This is a genomic window from Thioalkalivibrio sp. ALMg11 (assembly GCF_000377905.1).
Lineage (GTDB): Bacteria > Pseudomonadota > Gammaproteobacteria > Ectothiorhodospirales > Ectothiorhodospiraceae > Thioalkalivibrio.
Map to the genome: position 1 here is coordinate 22,489 of NZ_KB898882.1, position 20,618 is coordinate 43,106.

The following is a 20,618-nucleotide window of genomic DNA, read 5'->3' on the forward strand; positions in this document are numbered from 1 at the left end:
CGACGGCGGCCCCGCCCCATGCGCGCCCTGAACCGCAAGATCCTGCGCGATCTTGGCCACCTGAAGGGCCAGGCGGCGGCGATCGCGCTGGTCATTGCCAGCGGGGTGATGACGCTGGTGATCGCGGTCACCAGCCTCGACGCCCTGACGCTCACCAAGGAGCGCTTCTACTCCGAATACCAGTTCGCCGACGTATTCGCGGAGATCACGCGCGCGCCGGAGAGTGCGGTGGAGCGTTTCCGCGATGCGCCGGGCATCAACCAGATCGAGACCCGGGTGCAGGCCCCGGTGCGCCTGGAGGTGGCCGGCTTCGACGACCCGATCCGCGGCACCGTGCTCTCCCTGCCGGATGGTGGCGAGCCGCTGCTGAACCGGCTCTACCTGCGCGAGGGGCGCCTGCCGGAGCCCGGGCGCGAGCGCGAGGTGGTGGTCAGCGAGGCCTTCGCCGAGGCGCACGGGCTGGGGGCCGGCGATGCCCTGCGGGCGATCATCGACGGGCGCCTGACCGACCTGCAGATCAGTGGCATCGCCCTGTCACCGGAGTTCGTTTACCAGATCAGCCCCACCGACCTGCTGCCGGACTATCAGCGCTACGGCATCCTGTGGATGAACCGCCGCGCGCTGGCCGCCGCCTACGGGATGGAGGGGGCGTTCAACTCCGTGGCCGTGAGCCTGCAGGCGGGCGCCGACCCGGAGCCCGTGATCGAGGCCATGGACCGAGCGCTGGCCCGCTACGGCGGCCTGGGGGCCTACGGGCGCGAGGACCAGTTCTCGCACCGCTTTCTGTCCGAGGAGCTGACCCAGCTGCGCACGCAGGCGGCGATCCTGCCGACCATCTTCCTGGCGGTCGCGGCCTTCCTGCTGAATGTTGTGGTTGGACGCATCGTTCGCTCTCAGCGCGAGCCCATCGCGGTGCTCAAGGCCTTCGGCTATGGCAATGGTGCGATTGCCGTGCACTACGGCCTGCTGACCGGCGGCATTGTGCTGGTGGGCTGTGCACTGGGGCTCATGTTCGGGGCCTGGGCCGCACAGGGCCTGGCCGGGATCTACGCGGAGTACTTCCGCTTCCCGGAGATGAGCTTCCGCCTGCAGCCCTGGGTGATGGTGCTGGCGGTGGCCGTGGCGATGGGCGCGGCGATGCTCGGCACCTTCCGCGCGGTCTGGCAGGCGGTGCGGATGGCGCCGGCCGAGGCCATGCGCCCGCCGGCACCGGAGCATTTTCGCCGCGGCTGGCTGGAACGCACGGCGGCGTGGCGCGGGCTGGATCAGCCGACCCGCATCATCCTGCGCAACCTCGCGCGCCACCGGCTCAAGTCCGTCCTGTCGGTGATCGGGATCGGCCTGTCCGGTGGACTGTTGCTGATGGGCGCTTACCAGTTGAACGCGGTGGACCAGATGCTGGACACCCAGTACGGCCAGGTGCTGCAGATGGACATCGACCTGCAGTTCACCGACCCGGTGCCGGCGCGGGTGGCCGGGGAGTTGCGCCATGAGCCGGGCGTGCTGGCGGTGGAGACCTTCCGCGCGGTGCCGGTACGCCTGGTCGGGGTGAACCGCGAGGAGCGCGTGCGCCTGCTGGGCCTGGACGCGGAGCCGCGCCTGCGTCAGTTGCCGATGGCCGGCGGGCGCGGCCGGTTGCCGCAGGAGGGCATCCTGCTGACCGACTACCTGGCCGAGCAGCTGGGGCTGCGCGTCGGTGACCCGGTGGAGCTGGAGATCCTGGAGGGGCGCCGGCGCACGGTCTCGGTGCCACTGGCCGGTGTGGTCGAGGAACCCATCGGCGTCGGCGCCTATATGCATCGCCTGGCGCTGAACCGACTGATCGGCGAGGGGCCGGCCGTCACCGGGGCCTGGCTGCTGACCGACCGCGCGCAGGAGGACGCCCTGTTCGCGCGGCTGTCCGATCGCCCGCGCGTGGCCAGCGTGGGCCTGATCGCGGAGGCCGAACGCAACATCCGCGAATACATCGGCGAGACGATCATCGTGTTTGCCATGGTGTTCGTCGCGCTGGCCGTATCCATCGCCTTCGCCGTGACCTACAACAACGCGCGCATCACCTATGCCGAACGCGCCCGCGACCTGGCCACGCTGGAGGTGCTTGGCTACTCGCGCGGTCAGGTCAGCTGGATCCTGCTGGGAGAGATCGCCGTGCTGACGATCGCGGCGATCCCGGTCGCCTGGCTCACCGGCACCGGCTTCGCCTGGCTGCTGAACCAGGCCTTCGCGATGGACCTGTTGCGCGTGCCGTTCGTGATCACGCCCCAGGCCTACGGTTTCGCCGCGCTGGGCATCCTGGTCGCGGCCAGCCTGACCGCGTTCCTCGCCTGGCGCCGCCTGCAGCATCTCGACCGCGTGCAGGCCCTTAAGGCCGCGGAGTAATGGCCACCGCACCACCCAATCACCACGTAGGATGTGATGAGCGAAGCGAATCGCATCGTTTGGAAACCCCGGCGACCCACCGATGCAAGATGGCGGCGAAACCGTATATGCCGGCCATTTGCGCGGCTTTCCGGCGCCGTCTTGATGCGATTCGCTTCGCTCGTCGCATCCTACGTGTGTGGGTTGTATTGCTCGGGGATGACCCCGGGCGCGGGGCAGGAGCCGATGGGGCGTAGCCAACGCTGCAATCGCCGAGAGGGCTCGGATCCTACGAGATTGGGGCCTCCTGGCTGAAGGGGTGTTCGCGGGTCGGGGTGTTTGGGGCGGCGCAATGACCCCGGGCTCAGAGCAGCGACGTAGGATGTGATGAGCGGAGCGAATCGCATCATCTGGAAGCCACGGGAATCCACCGATGCAGGAATGTGGCGAAACCGTGGATACCGGCCATTTGCGCGGCTTTCCGGCGCCGTCTTGATGCGATTCGCTTCGCTCGTCGCATCCTGCGTGTGGGGGGGGCGTATTGCTCGGGGGTGGCCCCGGGCGCGTCGAGGCGGGATTTGCGAGACTGATGGCATGTTGATGAAAAAGCGGATCACGATCGGGCTCGTGGTGCTGGCGGGGGTGGCGGCGCTGGTGTGGGCGTTGCGGCCGCAGCCGGTGCCGGTGTCGCTGACCGAGGTGCAGGCCGGGGCGTTCGAGGAGACGGTGCGCGAGGAGGGTCGTACCCGGCTGCGCGAGACCTATACCGTGTCGGCTCCGATTGCGGGCTACCTGCATCGTGTGGCGCTGGAGGAGGGCGACGCGGTGGCGCTGGGCGACACGTTGTTCCGCCTGGAGCCGTTGCCGACCCCGGCGCTGGACGCGCGCTCGCGCGAGCAGGCACGCGAGAACCTGGCCGCTGCGCGTTCGCGGCTGCAAAGCGCGGAGGCGAACCTGGAGAACCTGCGGGCCGAGGCGCGGTTTGCCGAGTCCGAATATCGCCGCCACCAGGAGCTGTTCGACCGCGGGGCGGTCTCGGCGACCGAGCTGGAGCGTATGGAGACGATGCGCGACCGGGCGCGTTCGGCCGTGCGCGCGGGCGAGTCGGCGGTGGAGGTCGCGCGCAGCGAGATCGAGAGTGCCCGCGTGGTGCTGGATATCGCCAGCGGCCAGATGCCGGAATCCGAGGCGGATACCCTGTCCGTGCGTTCGCCCGCCGAGGGCGTGGTGCTGGAGCGCTACCGCTGCTGCGAGGGTACCATCGGCGCCGGCGAGCCGGTACTGGTCGTCGGCGATCTGGACGACCTGGAGGTGCAGGTGGACCTGCTGTCGATGGATGCGGTGCGCGTGGTGCCGGGCATGCGCGTACGTCTGACCGACTGGGGCCGCGATACGGAACTGGAGGCCACTGTCCGTCGAGTGCAGCCGTTTGGCTTTACCAAGATCTCTGCACTGGGCGTGGATGAGCAACGCGTGCCGGTGATCCTCGACCTGGACGCGGTGGAGGCGCGCATGGCTGGACTGGCGGTGGGCTACCGCGTGGAAGCCGAGTTCCTGCTGTGGGAGGGCGACGACGTGCTGCAGGTGCCGACCAGTGCCCTGTTCCGCGACCGTGGCGAGTGGTCGGTCTTCGTGGTCGCGGACGGGCGTGCCGAGCCGCGCCGGGTCGAGCTCGGCCGCCGCTCCGGATTCACCACCCAGATCCTGGCGGGCCTGGAGGCGGGCGAACGCGTCGTCACCCGCCCGGGCGACCGCGTGCAGGCCGGTACCCGCGTCGTCGAAAACTGACCTGTCCATGGCCGAAACCCCGAATGCCTCGCCCGAGGCACTAGATGACCTGCTGAGTCCGCTGGATGCCGCGCTGTCCGGGTGCGGTGCGGCCGTGCTGGTGGCCGAGCCGGGGGCCGGCAAGACCACGCGTGTGCCTTTGCACCTGGCCGATTCCGTGCCCGAGGGTCGGGTAATCGTGCTCCAGCCGCGCCGCTTGGCCGCGCGTATGGCGGCCACGTTCATGGCCGCGCAGCGCGGCGAGCCGGTTGGGCAGACGGTCGGCTATCGCGTGCGCGACGAGCAGAAGGTCTCGGAGAACACCCGTGTGGAGCTGGTCACCGATGGCCTGTTCCTGCGTCGCATCCAGGCCGACCCGCTGCTGGAGGACGTCGGCGCGGTGGTGTTCGACGAATTCCATCTGCGCCGCCCCGAGGCCGAACTGGCGCTGGCCTTCGCGCTGCAGGTGCGCCGGCTGTTGCGCCCGGAGCTGCGCATCCTGGTGATGTCCGCCACCCTCGATGACGAAGCCGTGGCGCGCCTGCTGGCGGGGCCAGACGCGGACCCCGTGCCGGTGCTGCGGGCCCGCGGGCGGCAATTCCCGGTGGACGTGCGCTACGCGCCACCCGGGAAGGATGCGCCGCTGGCGGATGCCGTGGCGCAGGCGGTGCGCGAGGTGCTGGAGGCGGAGCCGGGTTCGCTGCTGGTCTTTCTGCCCGGCGAGCGCGAGATCCGCGAGGTGGCCGCGCGCCTGGGCGAGAAGATGGACACACCGGTTGGGCCCGCGCGGGTAGCCCCGTTGTTCGGGCGGTTGTCGGCGGAGGAACAGAACCGTGCGGTGCGCCCGGCCCCGGCGGGCGAGCGCAAGGTGGTGCTGGCCACGGACATCGCCGAGACCAGCCTGACCATCGAGGGCGTGCGCGTGGTGATCGACGCGGGGCTGTCCCGCGAGCCGCGCTTCGATGCCGCGACCGGGCTTTCGCGGCTGGTCACGGTGCCGGCCTCGAAGGCCGCGGCCGAGCAGCGCGCTGGCCGCGGCGGGCGGACCGAGCCCGGTGTGGCCATCCGGCTGTGGTCCCGGGCCGACGAGGTGCAGCGCCCGGACTACGCGACGCCGGGGCTGCAACAGGTGGATCTGCTGCCGTTGGCCCTGGAACTGGCGGGCTGGGGCGAGGCCGTGGCCGAACTCGACTGGCTGGAGCCGCCGCCGGCGCACGGCATGGCGGCCGCGCAGGCGATCCTCGCGGAGCTGGGGGCGGTGGACGCGGCGGGCCGGATCACCGATCACGGCCGCGCCCTGCTGCGCCTGCCCACACATCCACGCCTGGCGCACATGCTGCTGCGGGCCCGCGAGCGGGGGCTCTCGCGCCTGGCCTGCGAGCTGGCGGTGGTGGTCGAGGAGCCGGGGATGGCCGGGCCGGTCGCGCCACTGGAACTGGGGGAGCGCCTGGCGCAGGCGCGGCGTACTGGCGGACGCGCCTGGAAGGCCGGACTGCGGCGGCTGGAGCAGGCGTTGACGCGGCTGGAAGCCCGCGCTGGTCAAACGGATTCCGCACCGGACGAGGCGACGGCACTGGGGGTGCTGGCCGCGCTGGCCTGGCCCGAACGCATTGCGCGGCAACGCGGCGGACAGGCCGGGCGTTTTGTAATGGGCAATGGGCGGGGCGCGCTGCTGCCGGAGCGCGAACGCCTGGCGCATGCCGACTACCTGGTCGCGGTGGACTGCACCGACGCCGAGCGCGAGGCGCGCATTCGCTGCGCGGTGGCGCTGGATCTGGCCGCCCTGGAACGCGAGGCGTCGGAGCTGTTCCACCGCGAGACGCGTTGCGACTGGGTGGAGGACGGCGCGCGACTGGAGAACGCGCGCATCCGCCGCATCGGCACGCTGGTGGTCGATCGGCAGATGGTCGCGCTGGACGACCCCGCGGCCACCATCCCGCGCTGGTGCGAGCGGCTGCGCCGCGAGGGGCTGGAGTTGCTGCCGTGGGATGATGCGGCGACTCAGCTGCGGACACGGATCCAACTATTGCATGAGGCGATGCCGGAGGCGGGCTTTCCGGACCTGCGCGATGCGGCGCTGCTGGTGGGCCTCGAGGATTGGCTGGGGCCGTACCTGGCCGGCATCACCCGCCGCCGGGATCTGGCGCGTCTGGACCTGGCGGCGATCCTGCGGGCGCGGCTGGACTGGGGGCATCAGCAACAGCTGGAACGCGAGGCGCCGACACGGATCGAGGTGCCCTCCGGGTCCGCCCACCGGGTCGACTACACCCAGAATCCCCCTGTTCTGGCGGTGAAGCTGCAGGAGCTGTTTGGCCTGGCGGTGACCCCGCGGGTGGCCGGCGGGCGGGTGGCCCTGGTGCTGCATCTGCTCTCGCCGGCGCGGCGCCCGGTGCAGGTGACGCAGGATCTGGAAAGCTTCTGGGAGAACGGCTACCCGGAGGTGCGGCGCGAGCTGAAGGGGCGCTATCCCAAGCATCCCTGGCCGGAGGACCCGTGGAGCGCGCCGGCGACGCGGCATGCGAAGCGGCGTTGAATCGGGCTGGGCCGAGGTATGGGGGATGGGGCGCATGCCGCCGGTCGGCTTTGGCGGGAGCTTCGCCTGCAAGCAGGCTCCCACAAGGGCCACTGCCTCAAGGGAGACACGATTGGTTTGGCCGATAACCGGTGTCTGTCAGACGGTGCGGCGCGCGGCGTTCTCCGGTAGTGTCGCGCTCAAGTCTATTTCGAGGCCCGTGCGAGGAAGCGAACCCCGATGCTGAAGTTCCTGACCGTGATCCTGATCCTGCTGTTCGTCTGGTGGCGGGTGTCGCGCTGGATGGATGTGCGCCGCCGCCGCGCGCGGGGGGAGGATGTGTCCTATCAGGTGGACGTGAAGGGGTTTCGCCCGATCACGGTACTCAGTGTCATCTTCCTGCTGCTGTACGGCGGCTACGTGATCTGGTTTGCCCTGAACGAGTGGTTCGAGCTGTTGTAGGCCGGAGTCCGGCTAGGGAGGCGCTGATTGAATCGCGCGTTCGCGCTCGAGTCGCTTTTGCGTGCGAACAAGGCGCGGTGACTGCCGTGCAGTCATTCTGCACAAGGGAGCCGCAACGCTGTGCGTGCGCCCGTTTTCGTCAACAACGGGCGGCCGAGCCCGCTCTTTCAATCACTTGTCGGGTTGGCGCCCCCTGTTCCCCGATCCTGCGTTGCGTCGCTTGCGGGTAGAACCACTACCCGCTGCACGACGCGCCTTGTCTCGGAGCCTTCTCATTGAAAGGGGGGGCACCAACGCGAACGTGCGATTCAATCAGCGTCTCCCTAGTCGATCCCGAGTTTCTTCAGGCGATAGCGCAACTGGCGAAAGCTGAGGCCGAGCAGGCGCGCGGCGGCCGTGCGGTTGCCGCCGGTCTGCTGCAGGGCGGTGGCGATGGCCTGGCGCTCCTGCGCGGCGAGCTGATCGTCCAGGGCGCTCTCCGCGCCGTCGACGCCGTTCTCGGGTTCGCCGTACTCCGTGCCCGGGGTGGGTTCGGTGCCCAGACCGTTCGCCGGCAGGTCGATGTTGCCGGCGCGGATCAGCGGCCCTTCGCACAACGTCGCGGCGCGCTCCAGGATGTTCTCCAGTTCGCGGACGTTGCCGGGGAAGCCGTGCCCCTGCAGGGCCGCGAGGGCGTCGGGTGCCAGCTCCAGGTCGCCGGTCTGCCACTGCTCGCCGATGCGCCGCAGGATGCGCGTGGCCAGGCGTTCGATGTCGCCGCGGCGCTCGCGCAGCGGCGGCACTTTCAGCTCGATCACGTTCAGGCGGTAGTAGAGGTCCTGGCGAAAGCGGCCCTCGCGCACGGCCTTTTCCAGATCGTGGTGGGTGGCGCTGAGGATGCGTACGTCGACCGGGATCTCGCGGGTGCCGCCGACCGGTTTGATGGCGCGTTCCTGGATGGCGCGCAGCAGCTTCACCTGCATCGGCAGCGGGAGATCGGCGACCTCGTCGAGGAACAGCGTGCCGCCGTCGGCGGACTGGAACAGGCCGGTGTGGTCCTGGGTGGCCCCGGTGAAGGCGCCCTTGCGGTGGCCGAAGAACTCGCTCTCCATCAGTTCGCCGGGGATGGCGCCGCAGTTGACCGGCACGAACGGGCGCTCGGCACGCGGGCCGAGGCGATGGATCTCGCGCGCGACCAGCTCCTTGCCGGACCCGGATTCGCCGGAGATGAACACCGGCGCCTGGCTGCGCGCCAGCTTGTGGATGGTGGCGCGCAGGCGCTGCATGGGCTCGGACTGGCCCAGCAGGGGACTGTCATCGGGGGTGGCCGGGGCCGTGTCGTCACCGGGCTCTTCCGCAGTCGGGGCGCCCGGCTCCAGGCGCAGGGCGGTATCGATCAGCTCGCGCAGCTGTTTCAGGTCCACCGGCTTGCTGACGAAGTCGAAGGCCCCGAGCTTCAGGGCGAGGACGGCGGTGTCTACGCTGCCGTGGGCGGTGATGACGGCCACGGGGAGCTCCGGACGTTCGCTCTGGATGTGGCGGACGAGGTCGAGTCCGTCGCCGTCCGGCAGGCGCATGTCGGTCAGGCACAGGTCAAAGTTGTGCTCGGCGATCAGGGCGCGGGCCGGCTCCAGGCGGTCGGCCGTGGTGGCCTCCAGGCCCATGCGCGCCAGGGTGATCTCGAGCAGTTCGCAGATGTCGGGCTCGTCGTCCACGACCAGCACGTGACGGATACTCATGCGCCTGTTTCCTTTGGCGAATCGTCTTTCTGGGGAACCTGGGGTACCAGCGCGAGTGTGGACATGAATCAGTGTTCCCCGAGGGGGGCGAACAGGATCCGGAAGCAGCCGCCGATGGGTGTGTGGACGTACTCCAGCGACGCCCCGTTGTTTTCGCACAGCATGCGCGAGATGTACAGGCCAAGGCCGGTGCCTCCGGCACGCCCGGAGACGAACGGTTCGAACAGGTCCTTCTCCTGTTCGGCAGAGATGCCCGGCCCGGCGTCGATCACGTCCAGACTGACGACCCGCGCCACCTGGCCGGCGCCACCGCGCAGCACGATGGGCGGGCTGTCGGGCTGATCGTGGCCACCATGGATGCGCGCGTTGCTGCACAGGTTCCACAGGATCTGGTTGAGCTGGGAGGGATCGAACTGGATCTCGGAATCGGCCGGTTCGATGCGGGCGTGCAGGGTCTCCCGCGGCAACTGCAGCGCGCCGCAAAACTCCTCGGCAAAGCGATCCAGGGTCTCCTGAAGGTTCAGCCGCTCACGCCCGCCGCCGTCCCTGCGTGACAGGCTGAGGACGTTGGAGATCAGTTCGTTAACCCGCTTGCTCTGGTTGTGGATGATGTCGAGCAGGCGCTGGTCGTGGGGCTTGAGATCCGGCGATTCGCCGAGCAGCTGCGCGCTGTGGCTGATGGCTCCCAGCGGGTTGCGGATCTCGTGGGCGATGCTGGCGGTCAGGCGGCCCAGGGCCTGCAGCTTGCCGGCCTGGGCCTGGCGCTGGAGTTCGGCGGCGTCCTCCAGGATCAGCAGGCTGCCCTGGTCGCCACGGTCGCCCAGCGGGGCCAGGCGGATGCGCAGGGCCGGCTGGTCGCGGTCACCCGGCAGCTGCTGGGTGGTCGTGGGCATGCCGTTGCGCCGCCAGTCGCGGATCACGCGTGCCACCGAGGGCGACAGGGACGACAGGTGGCGTCCCGGCCGTGGGGGGAGCAGGCGGCGCGCGGCCTCGTTGATGGAGCGGATGTACCCCTCCGGGTCGACCGCGATTACCCCGGCGCTCATGCGCGCGATGATCTGCGCGTTCAGTTCGGCCAGGTTGGCCAGGTCCGCCTCCTGGCGTTCCACCTGGGCGCGGGTCTCGCCGGCCCTGCGGGCGAATTGGCGGGCCAGCAGGCCGGCCGCAAACAGGGTGGCGCCCAGCAGGCCCGCCTGGGTGATGGCGGTATCGGCGGGGTGCAGGAACAGCGCGCTCACGCCTTCGGCCAGCAACAGGGCCAGGGTGGCGATCGCGGCCAGGGTCAGGGCGAAACGTGCGCTGGAGAGCAGCACGGCGGCCACCAGGGCCGGGACCAGCAGCAGGCCAATGCCGGTGCCGACCCCTCCGGAGACGATCAGCAGCGCGATCAGGCCGATGCCGTCGCCGGCGCCGCCGATCAACGCGATGCGGGTGAGGCTGGTGGTGTCCGGGTTTTGGGTGCAGCGCCAGGCGAAGGCGGCGGCGACTAGCGCAAACGCGAGATAGCCGGTGGCGATGACCGCGTAGAACTGGGGGGTGACGAGATGCAGTCCCAACGGGGTATCCGGGAACAGCCCGAGCAGCAGCAGGACCGCCGCGACAAAGACCCGGTAGAGCGCGAACAGCCAGGCGGAACGCCGGGTGTCGGCGTCGATCGGCGTGTTCCCCCCGGACTGGCTATCCATGGGCGAGGGTCAGTCGTCTTCGGTGCGGGAGTCGGCGTCCGAGCGGTTGCGGTCGACCTCGGCGTGCTGCGGCGAGCAGTAGAGGCGGTCGCCGTCACGGTAGGCCTCGGCCTCCGGCACGTGCACGCCGCAGAAGGCGCAGCGGATCACCGCGCCGCCTTCCTTCAGGCGTTCGGGGCGTTCATCCCGGGGGACCTGCTTGCGGTTGCTGGTGGAGCGCACGAGGGTGCGCACCGCGAGGAACACGGCAACGATGGCAACGATCAGTAGCAGCAGGCGCATGGCGTGATTCTAGCAGGATGACGATCGCGGACCACCGGTTCGGGCGGCCCGCGATTCAGGTGGTGTCAGCCGGTGTTGCGCATGCCCGCGGCGATCGCGTTGATCGAGCGCAGCAGGGGCGACAGCCACGGGTTTTCGGCGTCGTCGTCGGCCTCGGCGTCGAACTGGCGGGATTCGCGCAGCAGGTGAATCTGGATGCTGTTGAGCGGGTCCAGGTACGGGTTGCGCCGTTGCAGCGAGCGCGCCAGCAGGGGCGTCTCGTCCATCAGGGCATCCAGCTGTGCAACGCGCAGCACCTCGGTCACGGTGCGGCTGTGTTCCTCGCGCACCAGGACGTAGATGCGTTCGGCCAGTTCCGGGTCGCTGCACAGACGGGCGTACTCCGCCGCGGTGCGCATGTCGGCCTTGGTCAGGGCCATCTGGCAGTTGGACAGCAGCGAGCGGAAGAACGGCCACTCCTGGTACATGCGTTGCAATTGGGCCAGGCGTTCGGGGTCGTCGCCGCGCCACTGTTTCAGCGCGGTGCCGATGCCGTACCAGGCGGGCAGGGTGTGGCGCGCCTGGGCCCAGCCGAAGACCCAGGGGATCGCGCGGATCGAGCTCTTGGAACGGTCGGTCTTGCGCCGGTGCGACGGGCGTGAGCCGATATTCAGGAAGCCGATCTCCTGTACCGGGGTGATCTCGTAGAAGTAATCGAGCACGCGTTCCGTGCGGTCGATCAGCTCGCGGTAGGTATCCTCGCCGGTCTGTGCCAGCTCGTGCATGGTGGTGCGGTATTCGTCCCGGTCCTTGCGCGGCGGGCGGATCAGGCTGCGCGAGGCCAGCATTACGCCGGTCGCACCCATGCCCAGTTCGTACACCGCAGTCTCCACGTTGGAGTACTTATAGGACAGCACCTCGCCCTGCTCGGTGAACTTGATCCGGCCCTGCACGGTGGCCGGGGGCTGGGCGAGGATGGACTCGTGGGTCGGGCCGCCGCCGCGCCCGACGGTGCCGCCGCGGCCGTGGAACAGCTGGCAGCGCACGCCGAAGCGGTCGGTAATGCCGACGATCTTCTTCTGCGCCTCGTAGAGGTTCCAGCTGGAGGCGAGGATGCCGCCGTCCTTGCAGGAGTCGGAGTAGCCGAGCATCACGTCCTGGATGTTGCCGGAGGCGGCCAGCAGTCGCGCATACACCGGGTTGGACAGCAGGCCCTCGAGGACGTCCTCGACATGCAGCAGGTCCTCGATGGTCTCGAACAGCGGCGAGATGCGCAGGTTGCAGAACGGATTGCCTTCGTCATCGTTGCCCGCGAGACCGGCCAGGCGGCCCAGCAGCAGGACCTCCAGCACATGCGAGGCGGCGTGGGTCATGGAGATCACGTAGGTGCCGATGCCGTCCGGGCCGACCTCGCGGCGCATGCTCTGGATCACCTCGAACACACGCAGCGTCTCGCGGGTGCTCTCGCCCAGGGACTTGCGGTCCAGCTTGGGCAGACTCTCGACGGCGATCAGTTCGCTCAGCGTCTGCTGGCGGCCGGTCTCGTCCAGCGCGGCGTAGTCGGTATCCGGTGCCAGCTGGCCGAGCAGTTCCGCGATCGCCTCGGAGTGGACGGTGGATTCCTGGCGTACGTCGAGGTGGTGCAGGTGAAAGCCGAAGGTCTCGACCAGGCGGATCAGGTCGGTCAGCGCGCCGCTGGCAATGTTGCGATCGCCATGGCCAACCAGCGAATCGCGGATCAGCTTGAGGTCGTTCAGGAAGGCGTGGGCATCGGCATAGGCGCTGTTGGTCGGCAGCACGGCGGCCTCGCCGTGGACCCGGCGCACCACGGTGTCCAGGGTCTCGCGCAGGCGGTAGCGCATGATGTAGAGCTTGCGCCGATAGGGCTCGCTCTCGAAGCGGTCGGAGGCGCCCTGGAACACTGCGTTGGCGATGTTGGAGTCGGACTCCAGGCTGTCGAGGAACGCCTGCGACGGCTGGCACATGAAGGACGAATGGGTCAGCACGTTGCGCAGGTGGTTCACCCGCTTGAGGTACTCGCGCAGGACCTGTTCCATCGCCAGGCGGCAGGACAGCTCGGTGACCTCGGGGGTCACGTTCGGGTTGCCGTCGCGGTCACCGCCGATCCAGGAGCCAAAGTGCAGGAAGGCCGGGATGCGTACCGGCAGGCTGCCGTCCGGATTGACGCCGTAGATGCGGCGGATGGCCTTCTCGAGGAAGCGGTAGGACTGCGGGATGGCCTCGAACAGGCTCTCCTCGAAATAGAACAGGCCGTACTTGATCTCGTCCTGGACCTGCGGCTTTTTCACCCGCACCTCGTTGGTGCGCCAGAGGATCTGGATCTGGGTCTCCAGTTCCTCGGTGATCAGGCGGCGTTCCTCTTCGCCCAGCCCCGGCTGGTTCAGCCGGTCGGCGGTTTCGAACACGCGTCGCTGGTTCTCCATCGTGGTCCGGCGGCGGGCCTCGGTGGGGTGGGCGGTGAACACCGGCTGGTAGTGCAGCTCGTTGAGCAGCCGCTCCAGTTCCTCGGCGGTGACGCCTTCGCTATGCAGCTCGCGCAGGGTCTGGTCGAAGGAGCCGGTCCACAGAGGCTCGCCGCTGGAGACCTGGGCGCGGCGCCAGCGGTAGAACAGGTCTTCCTCGGCGATGTTGACCAGGCTGAAGTAGATGCTGAAGGCGCGGATCACGCGCTCGGTCAGCGAGGCGTCGAAGTGCGTGATGTCGGCCATCAGCTGGCGGCGCAGGTCCGTATCCTCGTCCTTGCGCAGGCTGACGAAGCCGCGGCGCAGCTTCTCCACTGCGTCGAACACGGCCTGGCCTTCCAGGTCGTGAATCACGTTGCCCAGGAGTTCCCCGAACAGGCGCACGCGGGCGCGCAGTTCCTTGTCCTTGGGGAGGAATCGGTCGTGTTGATCGCTTCGAGTCATATCGAGCCTGTGCGCGCAGGACGACGATCGCCGCTGCCTGGGCTTGCCGGTTGGGGTTCGGGAGGTCGCGAAAAGGACGCGATTATAGCGCAGATGCTGCCTTCGCACGCCGGCTGCGGCGCGGGAGCTGTTCGCGGTACAGGGCGAGATAGGCATCGGCGCTGGTGGTCCAGCCGAAGTCGCGCGCCATGCCGTTGTGCATCAGCTGTTCCCAGAGGCCGTTGCCGCGGGCAGCGTACAGCGCCAGGGCCCGCTCCAGGGCGGCACCGAGGGCGGCGACGCTGTCCGGGGTGAAGCTGAAACCGGTGGCGGTGCCGCCCTCCAGGTTCTCCGGCGTGGCATCCACGACGGTGTCGGCCAGACCGCCGGTGGCGTGGACCACCGGCGGGGTGCCGTAGCGCAGGCTGTAGAGTTGGTTGAGCCCGCAGGGCTCGAAGCGCGACGGCATCAGGAACAGGTCGGACCCGGCCTCGATTTGATGGGCCAGCGGCTCGTCGTAGCCGATGTGCACGCCGACCTGGCCGGGGTAGGCGCGCGCCAGGGCGCCGGTGGCGTGTTCCAGGTCCTTCTGGCCGGAGCCGACCAGGGCCAACTGGATGCGCCCGGCCTCCAGCAGCGGCGTGCAGGCGGCATGCAGCAGGTCCACACCCTTTTGGTCGACCATGCGGCCGACATGGCCCAGCAGCGGGATGTCCGGGTTGACCTCCAGGCCCATGCGGGTCTGCAGGGCGGCCTTGTTGGTCGCCTTGCCCGCGAGATCATCGGCGCTGTAGCGCGCGGCGATGTGGCGGTCGCGCGCCGGATCCCAGTCGCTGTAGTCGACCCCGTTGAGGATGCCGTGCAGGTCGGCGCTGCGGGCGCGCAATACGCCGTCCAGCCCCATGCCGTGGACCGGTTCCTGGATCTCGCGGGCGTAGGTCGGCGAGACGGTGGTGATCGCGTCGGCGAACACCAGGGCCGACTTCATGAACGAAAGCTGGTCGTGAAACTCGAGGGCCTCCGGGTGCCACAGATCCGCCGGCAGGTTCAGATCCTGCACGGTGCTCGCCGGGAACAGGCCCTGATAGGCCAGGTTATGGATGGTGAACACCGTCCGCGGGCGTTCGATGCCGGTGCGCTCCGGGTCCAGCAATAGCGGCACGAGACCGGTCTGCCAGTCGTTCAGGTGGACCAGCTCCGGCATCCAGTCCAGCCCGGCCTCGTCGCGCGCCAGCGCCACGATGGCGCGGGCGAAACCGGCAAAGCGCTGGGCGTTGTCCGGCCAGTCCAGGCCATTGCTGGCGCTGTAGGGGTTGCCGGCGCGCTGGAAGTATTCCGGCCAGTCGATCAGGTAGACCGGGAGCCGGGTCCCCGGCAGGCGGCCCTCGAGGATCTGCCAGGGGGCGCCGTCCGGGCCCGGGCGCGGGGTGGCGTCCACCAGGTTGCGGCAGGCCTCGGGATAGCCGGGCAGCACCAGGCGGGCATCCTGGCGCCGCCGGCGCAGGGCGGCGGGCAGGCTGGCGCTGACATCGGCGAGCCCCCCGGTCTTGACCAGACCGTAGGCCTCGCTGCTGGCGAACAGGATACGCATGCAAAAAAACCCCAAGTGCGGAACCGGCGACGCCGGATGGATTTCCAACGAGACGTCGAACGTCTCGACCATAATTGTAACGCAGGGGCCGGGACGGCACTCTGGGATAAGGACAACCGAGGAAACAGGATGACGGCAGGAGTGGGTGCGGTGATGGAGAGTGCCTTGCGGGTCGAGGCCCGCCGGCTGGAGGACGAGACGCTGCGCGAGCTGTTCGCGCGCGATCCGGATCGGATACAGCGGGATGTGCAGGAGGTCGCCGGGTTGCGTCTGGACTGGACGCGCCAGCGCCTGGACGGTCCGGCCTGGGATGCCCTGTTCGAGCGTGCCGCGGCCTGCGAGGTGTCGGAGGCGGTGCGCGCGCTGTTTGCCGGCGAGCGGGTCAATACCACCGAGGGGCGCGCGGCCCTGCACACGGCCCTGCGCCTGCCGCGCGATGCGCATTGCGAAGTGGATGGCACGGATGTCGTGCCGCAGGTGCATGCGCAGCTCGAGCGCGTCGAGGCGTTCGTGCGGCAGATCCACGACGGGACCCACCGCGGCTACAGCGGACGCCCGATCCGTCGGGTGGTGAATATCGGCATTGGCGGCTCCGACCTGGGGCCGCGCATGGTCTGCCGGGCGCTGGCGCCGCATGCACAGGCGACGGCTGACGGCGTGCCGCTGACCGTGCAGTTCGTCTCCAACGTGGACGGCGCGGCGCTCTCCGCCGTGCTGCGCGAGGCCGATCCGGAGACCACGCTATTCATTGTTGCGTCGAAGACCTTCGGCACCCAGGAGACCCTGACCAACGCGCGTGCGGCCCGCGCCTGGCTGCTGCGGCATGCCCCGGACGACACGGCCGTTGCGCGCCACTTCGTGGCGGTTTCCACCGCGCGCGATCGGGTCACGGAGTTCGGCATCGACCCGGACAACATGTTCGGCTTCTGGGACTGGGTCGGCGGGCGCTATTCGGTGTGGTCCACCATCGGGCTTCCGGTGGCGCTGCTCCTCGGCATGGACGGCTTCCGGGCCTTTCTTGGCGGGGCGCACGCTATGGACGAGCACGTCCGCCAGACACCGGTCGCCACCAATGCCGCGGTACGTATGGCGCTGGTGGACTTGTGGAACCAGAACCTGCTGGGGGCGCAGTCGCGCGCCGTGCTGCCCTACGACGAACGCCTGTCGCTGCTGCCGCCGTACCTGCAGCAGGCGGAGATGGAGAGCCTGGGCAAGCGCGTGGGGCTGGACGGGCAGGTCGTGACGGACGCAACCGGCGCGGTGGTCTGGGGTGCGGTGGGCACCGATGGCCAGCACGCCTTCTTCCAGTTGCTGCACCAGGGCACGCGCTTCATCCCGGCCGAGTTCATCGGCGTGGCCCGCCCCGAGCACGACCTGCCGGCGCAGCACCCGTTGCTGCTGGCCAACCTGGTGGCGCAGGCCGAGGCCCTGGCGATGGGCAAGGACGAGGCCGCGGTGCGCGCCGAGATGGCGGCCGCCGGGCAGGCGCCGGAGGCGATCGACGCGCTGGCGCCGCACCGGACCTTCCCCGGCAATCGGCCGAGCACGCTGATCCTGCTGGAACGCCTGGATCCGGCTACGCTGGGCGCCCTGATCGCGCTGTTCGAGCACAAGATCTACGTGCTGGCCACGCTGTGGGGGATCAACGCCTTCGATCAGTGGGGGGTGGAGCTGGGCAAGCAGCTGGCCGGTCAGGTGCTCGAGGATCTGGCGCCCGGCGCGACCGCCGCCGAGCACGATCCGGCCACCGTCGCCACGCTCGACTGGCTGCGCCCGCGGCTCCCGCCGCGGGACTGACCCGCGTCCGATCCGGCCCGGCCCGGCTCAGACGGTCAGGGCGTCGTCGGACTCCTCGATGTCGGGGACGTCGGTGGGCAGCGTGATGCGGCGGGTCTCGCCATCCAGCCAGTAGCGGATCTCGGCCTCCTCGCCCTCCGGTGTCGCGGAGATCGCCTCGAGGAAGTCCATCGGGGTGGCGGGCGTGCGCCCGTTCACTTCGAGGATCAGGGCGCCGTGGGTCAGGCCCGCGGCGGCGGCGTGGCCCGCCGCACGGCTGACCAGCACGCCGGATTCGTCCGGCAGTTGCAGGGCTTCGCGCAGGTCGTCGCGGGCCTCCACGACGGTGATGCCCAAGGCGGTAACGACCTCGTCGTTGCCCGGCGGGGTGTAGTCGAAGGGCACCGCGGCCTCGAGGATCTCCGGGGCGACATGGATGGCGGCCCCGCTGCGCACGGCCAGGGCGAGCCCGTCGCTGGGGCGGGTGTCGATCAGCCGGGGTTCGGCCTCGCCGGCGATCCGCACCTCCAGCCAGCCGAGATAGGTACCGTTCTCCAGGCCGTCAATGATCACCCGTTCCAGGCGCGCATCCATCTGCTCCAGCAGGTCGATCATCAGGTCGTGGGTCTGCGGGCGCGACAGTGTTATGTCGTGCATTGCCAGCAGGATCGCGCGGGCCTGGTCGGTCCCGATCACGATGGGGACGACCTCGCCGGATGCCGGGTGTCGCAACAGGGCGATGGGGGTGCCGGAGTTGGCATCCACCCCGACGGTGGCCAGTTCGACCGGCAGCAGGCGTTCCGGGTCGGTCGCCATGTCGCGAGCCAGGGCCTCGCCGCCGAGGGCCAGCAACAGGACGAGCAGGGCGGGCAGGAACAACCGGGAGCGGGGTGTCATCAGGGCAGCCTGGAAAAATAGGGTGTGTCCCGATCATGGCAGTGCGGTTGCGGGGCGTCCAGAATACCGCCTTGTCCCCCGTGAACGGATCGCTGCGATGACCTCCGACAAGCCCTATGCCCCGGCCGCGGAACAGAACCGCACGCCCATCCTGGCCCAGCTGCGCGAGCAGTTCCTTGCGTATGGACGGGTGCTGGAGATCGGTGCCGGCACCGGGCAGCACGCGGCGCATTTTGCTGCGGCGTTGCCGCACCTCGATTGGCACCCCAGTGACGTCGTGGAGAACCTGCCGGGCGTGGAGGCCTGGCGCCGCGACGCCGCCCTGCCCAATCTGCGGCCCCCGTTGCAACTGGACGTGCTGCGGGATGCCTGGCCGGAGGGACCGTTCGAGTACGTCTACAGCGCGAATACCGTGCACATCATGCACTGGCCGGCGGTGGAGGCACTGTTTGCCGGCGTGGCCCGGGTACTGGCGCCGGGTGGGCTGTTCGCGCTGTACGGCCCGTTTGCCCATGACGGCGTGCATACCGCGGATTCCAACGCCCGCTTCGATCGCGCCCTGCGCGCGCAGGACCCCGGCATGGGCGTGCGCGATCGCGCCGATCTGGATGCGCTCGCCGCCACCCACGGCCTGCAGCCCGAGGCCGTCATCGACCTCCCGGCCAACAACCAGATCCTCCTCTGGCGCAGGACGTAGATCTATAGGGCGTGACTACCACGAAGCGCACGAAGGAGGGTTGGTTAATCTGAAACAAATCGCGAACCGCGATCAGGACCGCCATCTCGCTCCGAATCCTTTTGCCTTCTCCGTGGCCTCTGTGCGCTTCGTGGTGGATAACGAACGACTAGCAGTCGCCGATGCGTTTGCCGCGCATTTCCATGCGCACGTTCATCGGGCCCATCGGGGTATCCATCTCGCTGGTCATTTCGCCCTCGGTGCGATCGCCCATGAAGCGCATGCTGCCTTCCATCTGCATGCGTCCGCCCTGTGGATCGGTGCAGCTCATGGTGTAGTCCATGCGGTCGGTGCTCATGTCGACGTGGTCCAGGCTGCAGCCTTCCGGTGCCTCGATGATGTTCTCGCCGCGGTCGAGGTCTTCCTGGGTGACGCACTCGGTGCTGGTCTCGGTCTGGTTCGGCATGTTGCCCATGCCTTCCATGATCATGGTGGTCTGGTTTTCCCAGAGACCGGGCTGGATGTTCGGGGTCTCGGCCTGGACGGCAAGCGGCAGGGCAACGAGCGGCAGGGCGAGAAGAAGGGTGCGCAGCATGGCAATCTCCTGAAAGGGGCGTAAGTGCGTCTTCGCCAATGGTGCCTGGCCCGCCATGACGGGGCAAACGCTGGTTTCTGCGGCCGCAGACTGGCACCTTGAGAGTCCAATCGGAGGGAGCGCAATGGGAATACCGTGGTGGCTGGTCGGCGGCGTCGGGGCGCTCGCGCTGGGTGGCGTGTTGTGGTCGGAAGGGCAGATGCCGGGCGGATCCGTGGGGCACTCGGCCGCGCCGCGCTGCGAGGTGCCGATCACCTTGCATCTGGAGGCGGTGGATGCGCGCTTTCGGCTGGAGCGGGACGCGGTGCAGGCGGCCCTGGATGCGGCCGTGACGATGTGGGATGGGCAGACGCCGGACGAGCTCTTTCGCCAGCGTGACGGCGAGGGCATGCCGGTTCGGCTGGTCTTTGATCAGCGCCAGGCCGGTGCCGAAACGCGAGACCGGGCCCGCGAGGAACTGGATCGGCTCAAGGCCCGGATCGCCGAGCACGAGGAACGCCTGGATCATCGCCACGCGGCGCTGGCGGCGGATTCCGCCGGCTATCAGCGGCGCCTGGAGGACTACCAGGCGCGCCAGCGTGAATACGAGCAGGCGGTGGCGGCCTGGAACGCCGGGCGCATGGAACACAGCGCGCGGAACCGCGAGCGGCTGGAGCAGCAGCGCCGAGCGCTGGACTCGGCGCGGGACGATCTGGACCAGCGCCGTCGCACCCTGGAGCGGCGCCGCGACGAGCTCAATCGCGAGATCCGCGCACTGGAGACCGAGATCGATGCCTTCAACGACCAGGTGGCGGAGCTCAATCGCGAGGTGAGTGCGACCGGTGCCTTTGATATGGCGGTGTACGAACAGCAGGGCGCGCGACGGTCCATCACCGTGTTCAAGGCCAGCGATGTCGACGAGCTGCGCCTGACACTGGCGCATGAGCTGGGGCACGCCCTCGGGATCGATCATGTGGCCGATCCGGCGGCGGTGATGCATGCGGTTCTGGGGGAGGAGAATGCTGGGCGTAGTGAGTTGAGCGAAACGGATCGCCGCGCACTGGCGGAGGCCTGCGAGGTGGATCTGGCGCCGTAAGCACGGGGGCGGGGGTGCCCTGCCCCGTGCTTGCGGGCTACATCTTCTGTGTTTCCCTAGTGTCCATTAACAAAAGTTCGCATTATTATTGAGGCGATCGCTTACACGGGCGATGGACGCGATGATCTGGTCGGCTGTTTTGCGCCAGATGAACGGTCGGGGTTCATCGTTGTACGTCTCCAGGTATTCGCGGATGGAATCCTCGAGTTCCCGCGTGCTGCGATGCGAACCGCGTTTGATCCAGCGTTCCGAGATGAGCGCGAAGAAGCGTTCGACCAGGTTGATCCAGGACGCCGAGGTGGGCGTGAAGTGCACATGGTAACGCGGCCGCGCAGCGAA

14 protein-coding genes and 1 pseudogene are annotated in these 20,618 nt (G+C 69.1%); 7 read left to right on the forward strand and 8 right to left on the reverse strand.

Annotated elements, in window-relative coordinates; genetic code table 11:
- Positions 1-18: 18 nt before the first annotated feature.
- The 4 genes from D578_RS0114240 to D578_RS0114255 all read left to right on the forward strand — a co-directional run bounded on the left by D578_RS0114240 (position 19) and on the right by D578_RS0114255 (position 7,099).
- Positions 19-2,379: an ABC transporter permease gene (locus D578_RS0114240; RefSeq protein ID WP_018950600.1), complete on the forward strand. Its 2,361-nt coding sequence runs from the start codon at positions 19-21 to the stop codon at positions 2,377-2,379.
- Positions 2,380-2,952: 573 nt separating this feature from the next.
- On the forward strand, positions 2,953-4,146 hold the full coding sequence (locus tag D578_RS0114245; RefSeq protein WP_018950601.1) for an efflux RND transporter periplasmic adaptor subunit: 1,194 nt from the start codon (positions 2,953-2,955) through the stop codon (positions 4,144-4,146).
- Between the two features lie 7 nt (positions 4,147-4,153).
- Positions 4,154-6,658 carry an ATP-dependent helicase HrpB gene (gene hrpB, locus D578_RS0114250; protein WP_018950602.1) on the forward strand — a complete coding sequence of 835 codons (2,505 nt, stop codon included), beginning with the start codon at positions 4,154-4,156 and terminating at the stop codon, positions 6,656-6,658.
- 219 nt (positions 6,659-6,877) lie between these two features.
- Positions 6,878-7,099: a hypothetical protein gene (locus D578_RS0114255; RefSeq protein ID WP_018950603.1), complete on the forward strand. Its 222-nt coding sequence runs from the start codon at positions 6,878-6,880 to the stop codon at positions 7,097-7,099.
- Between the two features lie 323 nt (positions 7,100-7,422).
- On the opposite strand, the gene D578_RS0114260 is transcribed toward D578_RS0114255, so the two are convergent.
- The 5 genes from D578_RS0114260 to glgA form a co-directional block, all read right to left on the reverse strand.
- Complete coding sequence (locus tag D578_RS0114260; RefSeq protein ID WP_018950604.1) at positions 7,423-8,817, reverse strand: sigma-54 dependent transcriptional regulator; 1,395 nt, start codon at positions 8,815-8,817, stop codon at positions 7,423-7,425.
- Positions 8,818-8,885: 68 nt separating this feature from the next.
- The gene (locus D578_RS0114265) at positions 8,886-10,502 is read right to left on the reverse strand and encodes a PAS domain-containing sensor histidine kinase (RefSeq protein ID WP_018950605.1); all 1,617 of its coding nucleotides are present in this window, start codon (positions 10,500-10,502) and stop codon (positions 8,886-8,888) included.
- A 9-nt stretch (positions 10,503-10,511) separates the two neighbouring features.
- Positions 10,512-10,784 carry a PP0621 family protein gene (locus tag D578_RS0114270; protein ID WP_018950606.1) on the reverse strand — a complete coding sequence of 91 codons (273 nt, stop codon included), beginning with the start codon at positions 10,782-10,784 and terminating at the stop codon, positions 10,512-10,514.
- 65 nt (positions 10,785-10,849) lie between these two features.
- Complete coding sequence (ppc, locus tag D578_RS0114275; RefSeq protein WP_018950607.1) at positions 10,850-13,690, reverse strand: phosphoenolpyruvate carboxylase; 2,841 nt, start codon at positions 13,688-13,690, stop codon at positions 10,850-10,852.
- Between the two features lie 82 nt (positions 13,691-13,772).
- Complete coding sequence (gene glgA, locus D578_RS0114280; protein WP_026289371.1) at positions 13,773-15,260, reverse strand: glycogen synthase GlgA; 1,488 nt, start codon at positions 15,258-15,260, stop codon at positions 13,773-13,775.
- Positions 15,261-15,413: 153 nt separating this feature from the next.
- Between glgA and pgi the strand changes: the two genes are divergently transcribed.
- A complete protein-coding gene (pgi, locus tag D578_RS0114285; RefSeq protein ID WP_018950609.1) occupies positions 15,414-17,057 on the forward strand; it encodes a glucose-6-phosphate isomerase in 1,644 nt (547 codons plus the stop codon).
- A 27-nt stretch (positions 17,058-17,084) separates the two neighbouring features.
- Here the strand turns inward: pgi and D578_RS0114290 are convergent, their stop codons facing one another.
- On the reverse strand, positions 17,085-17,933 hold the full coding sequence (locus tag D578_RS0114290) for a bifunctional nuclease domain-containing protein (protein WP_018950610.1): 849 nt from the start codon (positions 17,931-17,933) through the stop codon (positions 17,085-17,087).
- Between the two features lie 97 nt (positions 17,934-18,030).
- Here D578_RS0114290 and D578_RS0114295 point away from each other — a divergent pair, with 97 nt between their 5' ends.
- Positions 18,031-18,630, forward strand: a complete 600-nt coding sequence (locus D578_RS0114295) for a DUF938 domain-containing protein (protein ID WP_018950611.1) — start codon at positions 18,031-18,033, stop codon at positions 18,628-18,630.
- 148 nt (positions 18,631-18,778) lie between these two features.
- Here the strand turns inward: D578_RS0114295 and D578_RS0114300 are convergent, their stop codons facing one another.
- On the reverse strand, positions 18,779-19,204 hold the full coding sequence (locus tag D578_RS0114300; RefSeq protein WP_018950612.1) for a DUF3617 family protein: 426 nt from the start codon (positions 19,202-19,204) through the stop codon (positions 18,779-18,781).
- 124 nt (positions 19,205-19,328) lie between these two features.
- Here D578_RS0114300 and D578_RS0114305 point away from each other — a divergent pair, with 124 nt between their 5' ends.
- Complete coding sequence (locus D578_RS0114305; RefSeq protein WP_018950613.1) at positions 19,329-20,279, forward strand: matrixin family metalloprotease; 951 nt, start codon at positions 19,329-19,331, stop codon at positions 20,277-20,279.
- A 66-nt stretch (positions 20,280-20,345) separates the two neighbouring features.
- Here D578_RS0114305 and D578_RS15055 read toward each other — a convergent pair.
- Positions 20,346-20,618: pseudogene (locus D578_RS15055) on the reverse strand (IS630 family transposase); the annotation flags it as partial.

Coding starts and splice junctions, on each gene's coding strand:
- D578_RS0114240 (WP_018950600.1), top strand. CDS start 19: ATGCGCGCCCTGAACCGCAAGATCCTGCGCGATCTTGGCCACCTGAAG.
- D578_RS0114245 (WP_018950601.1), top strand. CDS start 2,953: ATGTTGATGAAAAAGCGGATCACGATCGGGCTCGTGGTGCTGGCGGGG.
- hrpB (WP_018950602.1), top strand. CDS start 4,154: ATGGCCGAAACCCCGAATGCCTCGCCCGAGGCACTAGATGACCTGCTG.
- D578_RS0114255 (WP_018950603.1), top strand. CDS start 6,878: ATGCTGAAGTTCCTGACCGTGATCCTGATCCTGCTGTTCGTCTGGTGG.
- D578_RS0114260 (WP_018950604.1), bottom strand. CDS start 8,817: ATGAGTATCCGTCACGTGCTGGTCGTGGACGACGAGCCCGACATCTGC.
- D578_RS0114265 (WP_018950605.1), bottom strand. CDS start 10,502: ATGGATAGCCAGTCCGGGGGGAACACGCCGATCGACGCCGACACCCGG.
- D578_RS0114270 (WP_018950606.1), bottom strand. CDS start 10,784: ATGCGCCTGCTGCTACTGATCGTTGCCATCGTTGCCGTGTTCCTCGCG.
- ppc (WP_018950607.1), bottom strand. CDS start 13,690: ATGACTCGAAGCGATCAACACGACCGATTCCTCCCCAAGGACAAGGAA.
- glgA (WP_026289371.1), bottom strand. CDS start 15,260: ATGCGTATCCTGTTCGCCAGCAGCGAGGCCTACGGTCTGGTCAAGACC.
- pgi (WP_018950609.1), top strand. CDS start 15,414: ATGGAGAGTGCCTTGCGGGTCGAGGCCCGCCGGCTGGAGGACGAGACG.
- D578_RS0114290 (WP_018950610.1), bottom strand. CDS start 17,933: ATGACACCCCGCTCCCGGTTGTTCCTGCCCGCCCTGCTCGTCCTGTTG.
- D578_RS0114295 (WP_018950611.1), top strand. CDS start 18,031: ATGACCTCCGACAAGCCCTATGCCCCGGCCGCGGAACAGAACCGCACG.
- D578_RS0114300 (WP_018950612.1), bottom strand. CDS start 19,204: ATGCTGCGCACCCTTCTTCTCGCCCTGCCGCTCGTTGCCCTGCCGCTT.
- D578_RS0114305 (WP_018950613.1), top strand. CDS start 19,329: ATGGGAATACCGTGGTGGCTGGTCGGCGGCGTCGGGGCGCTCGCGCTG.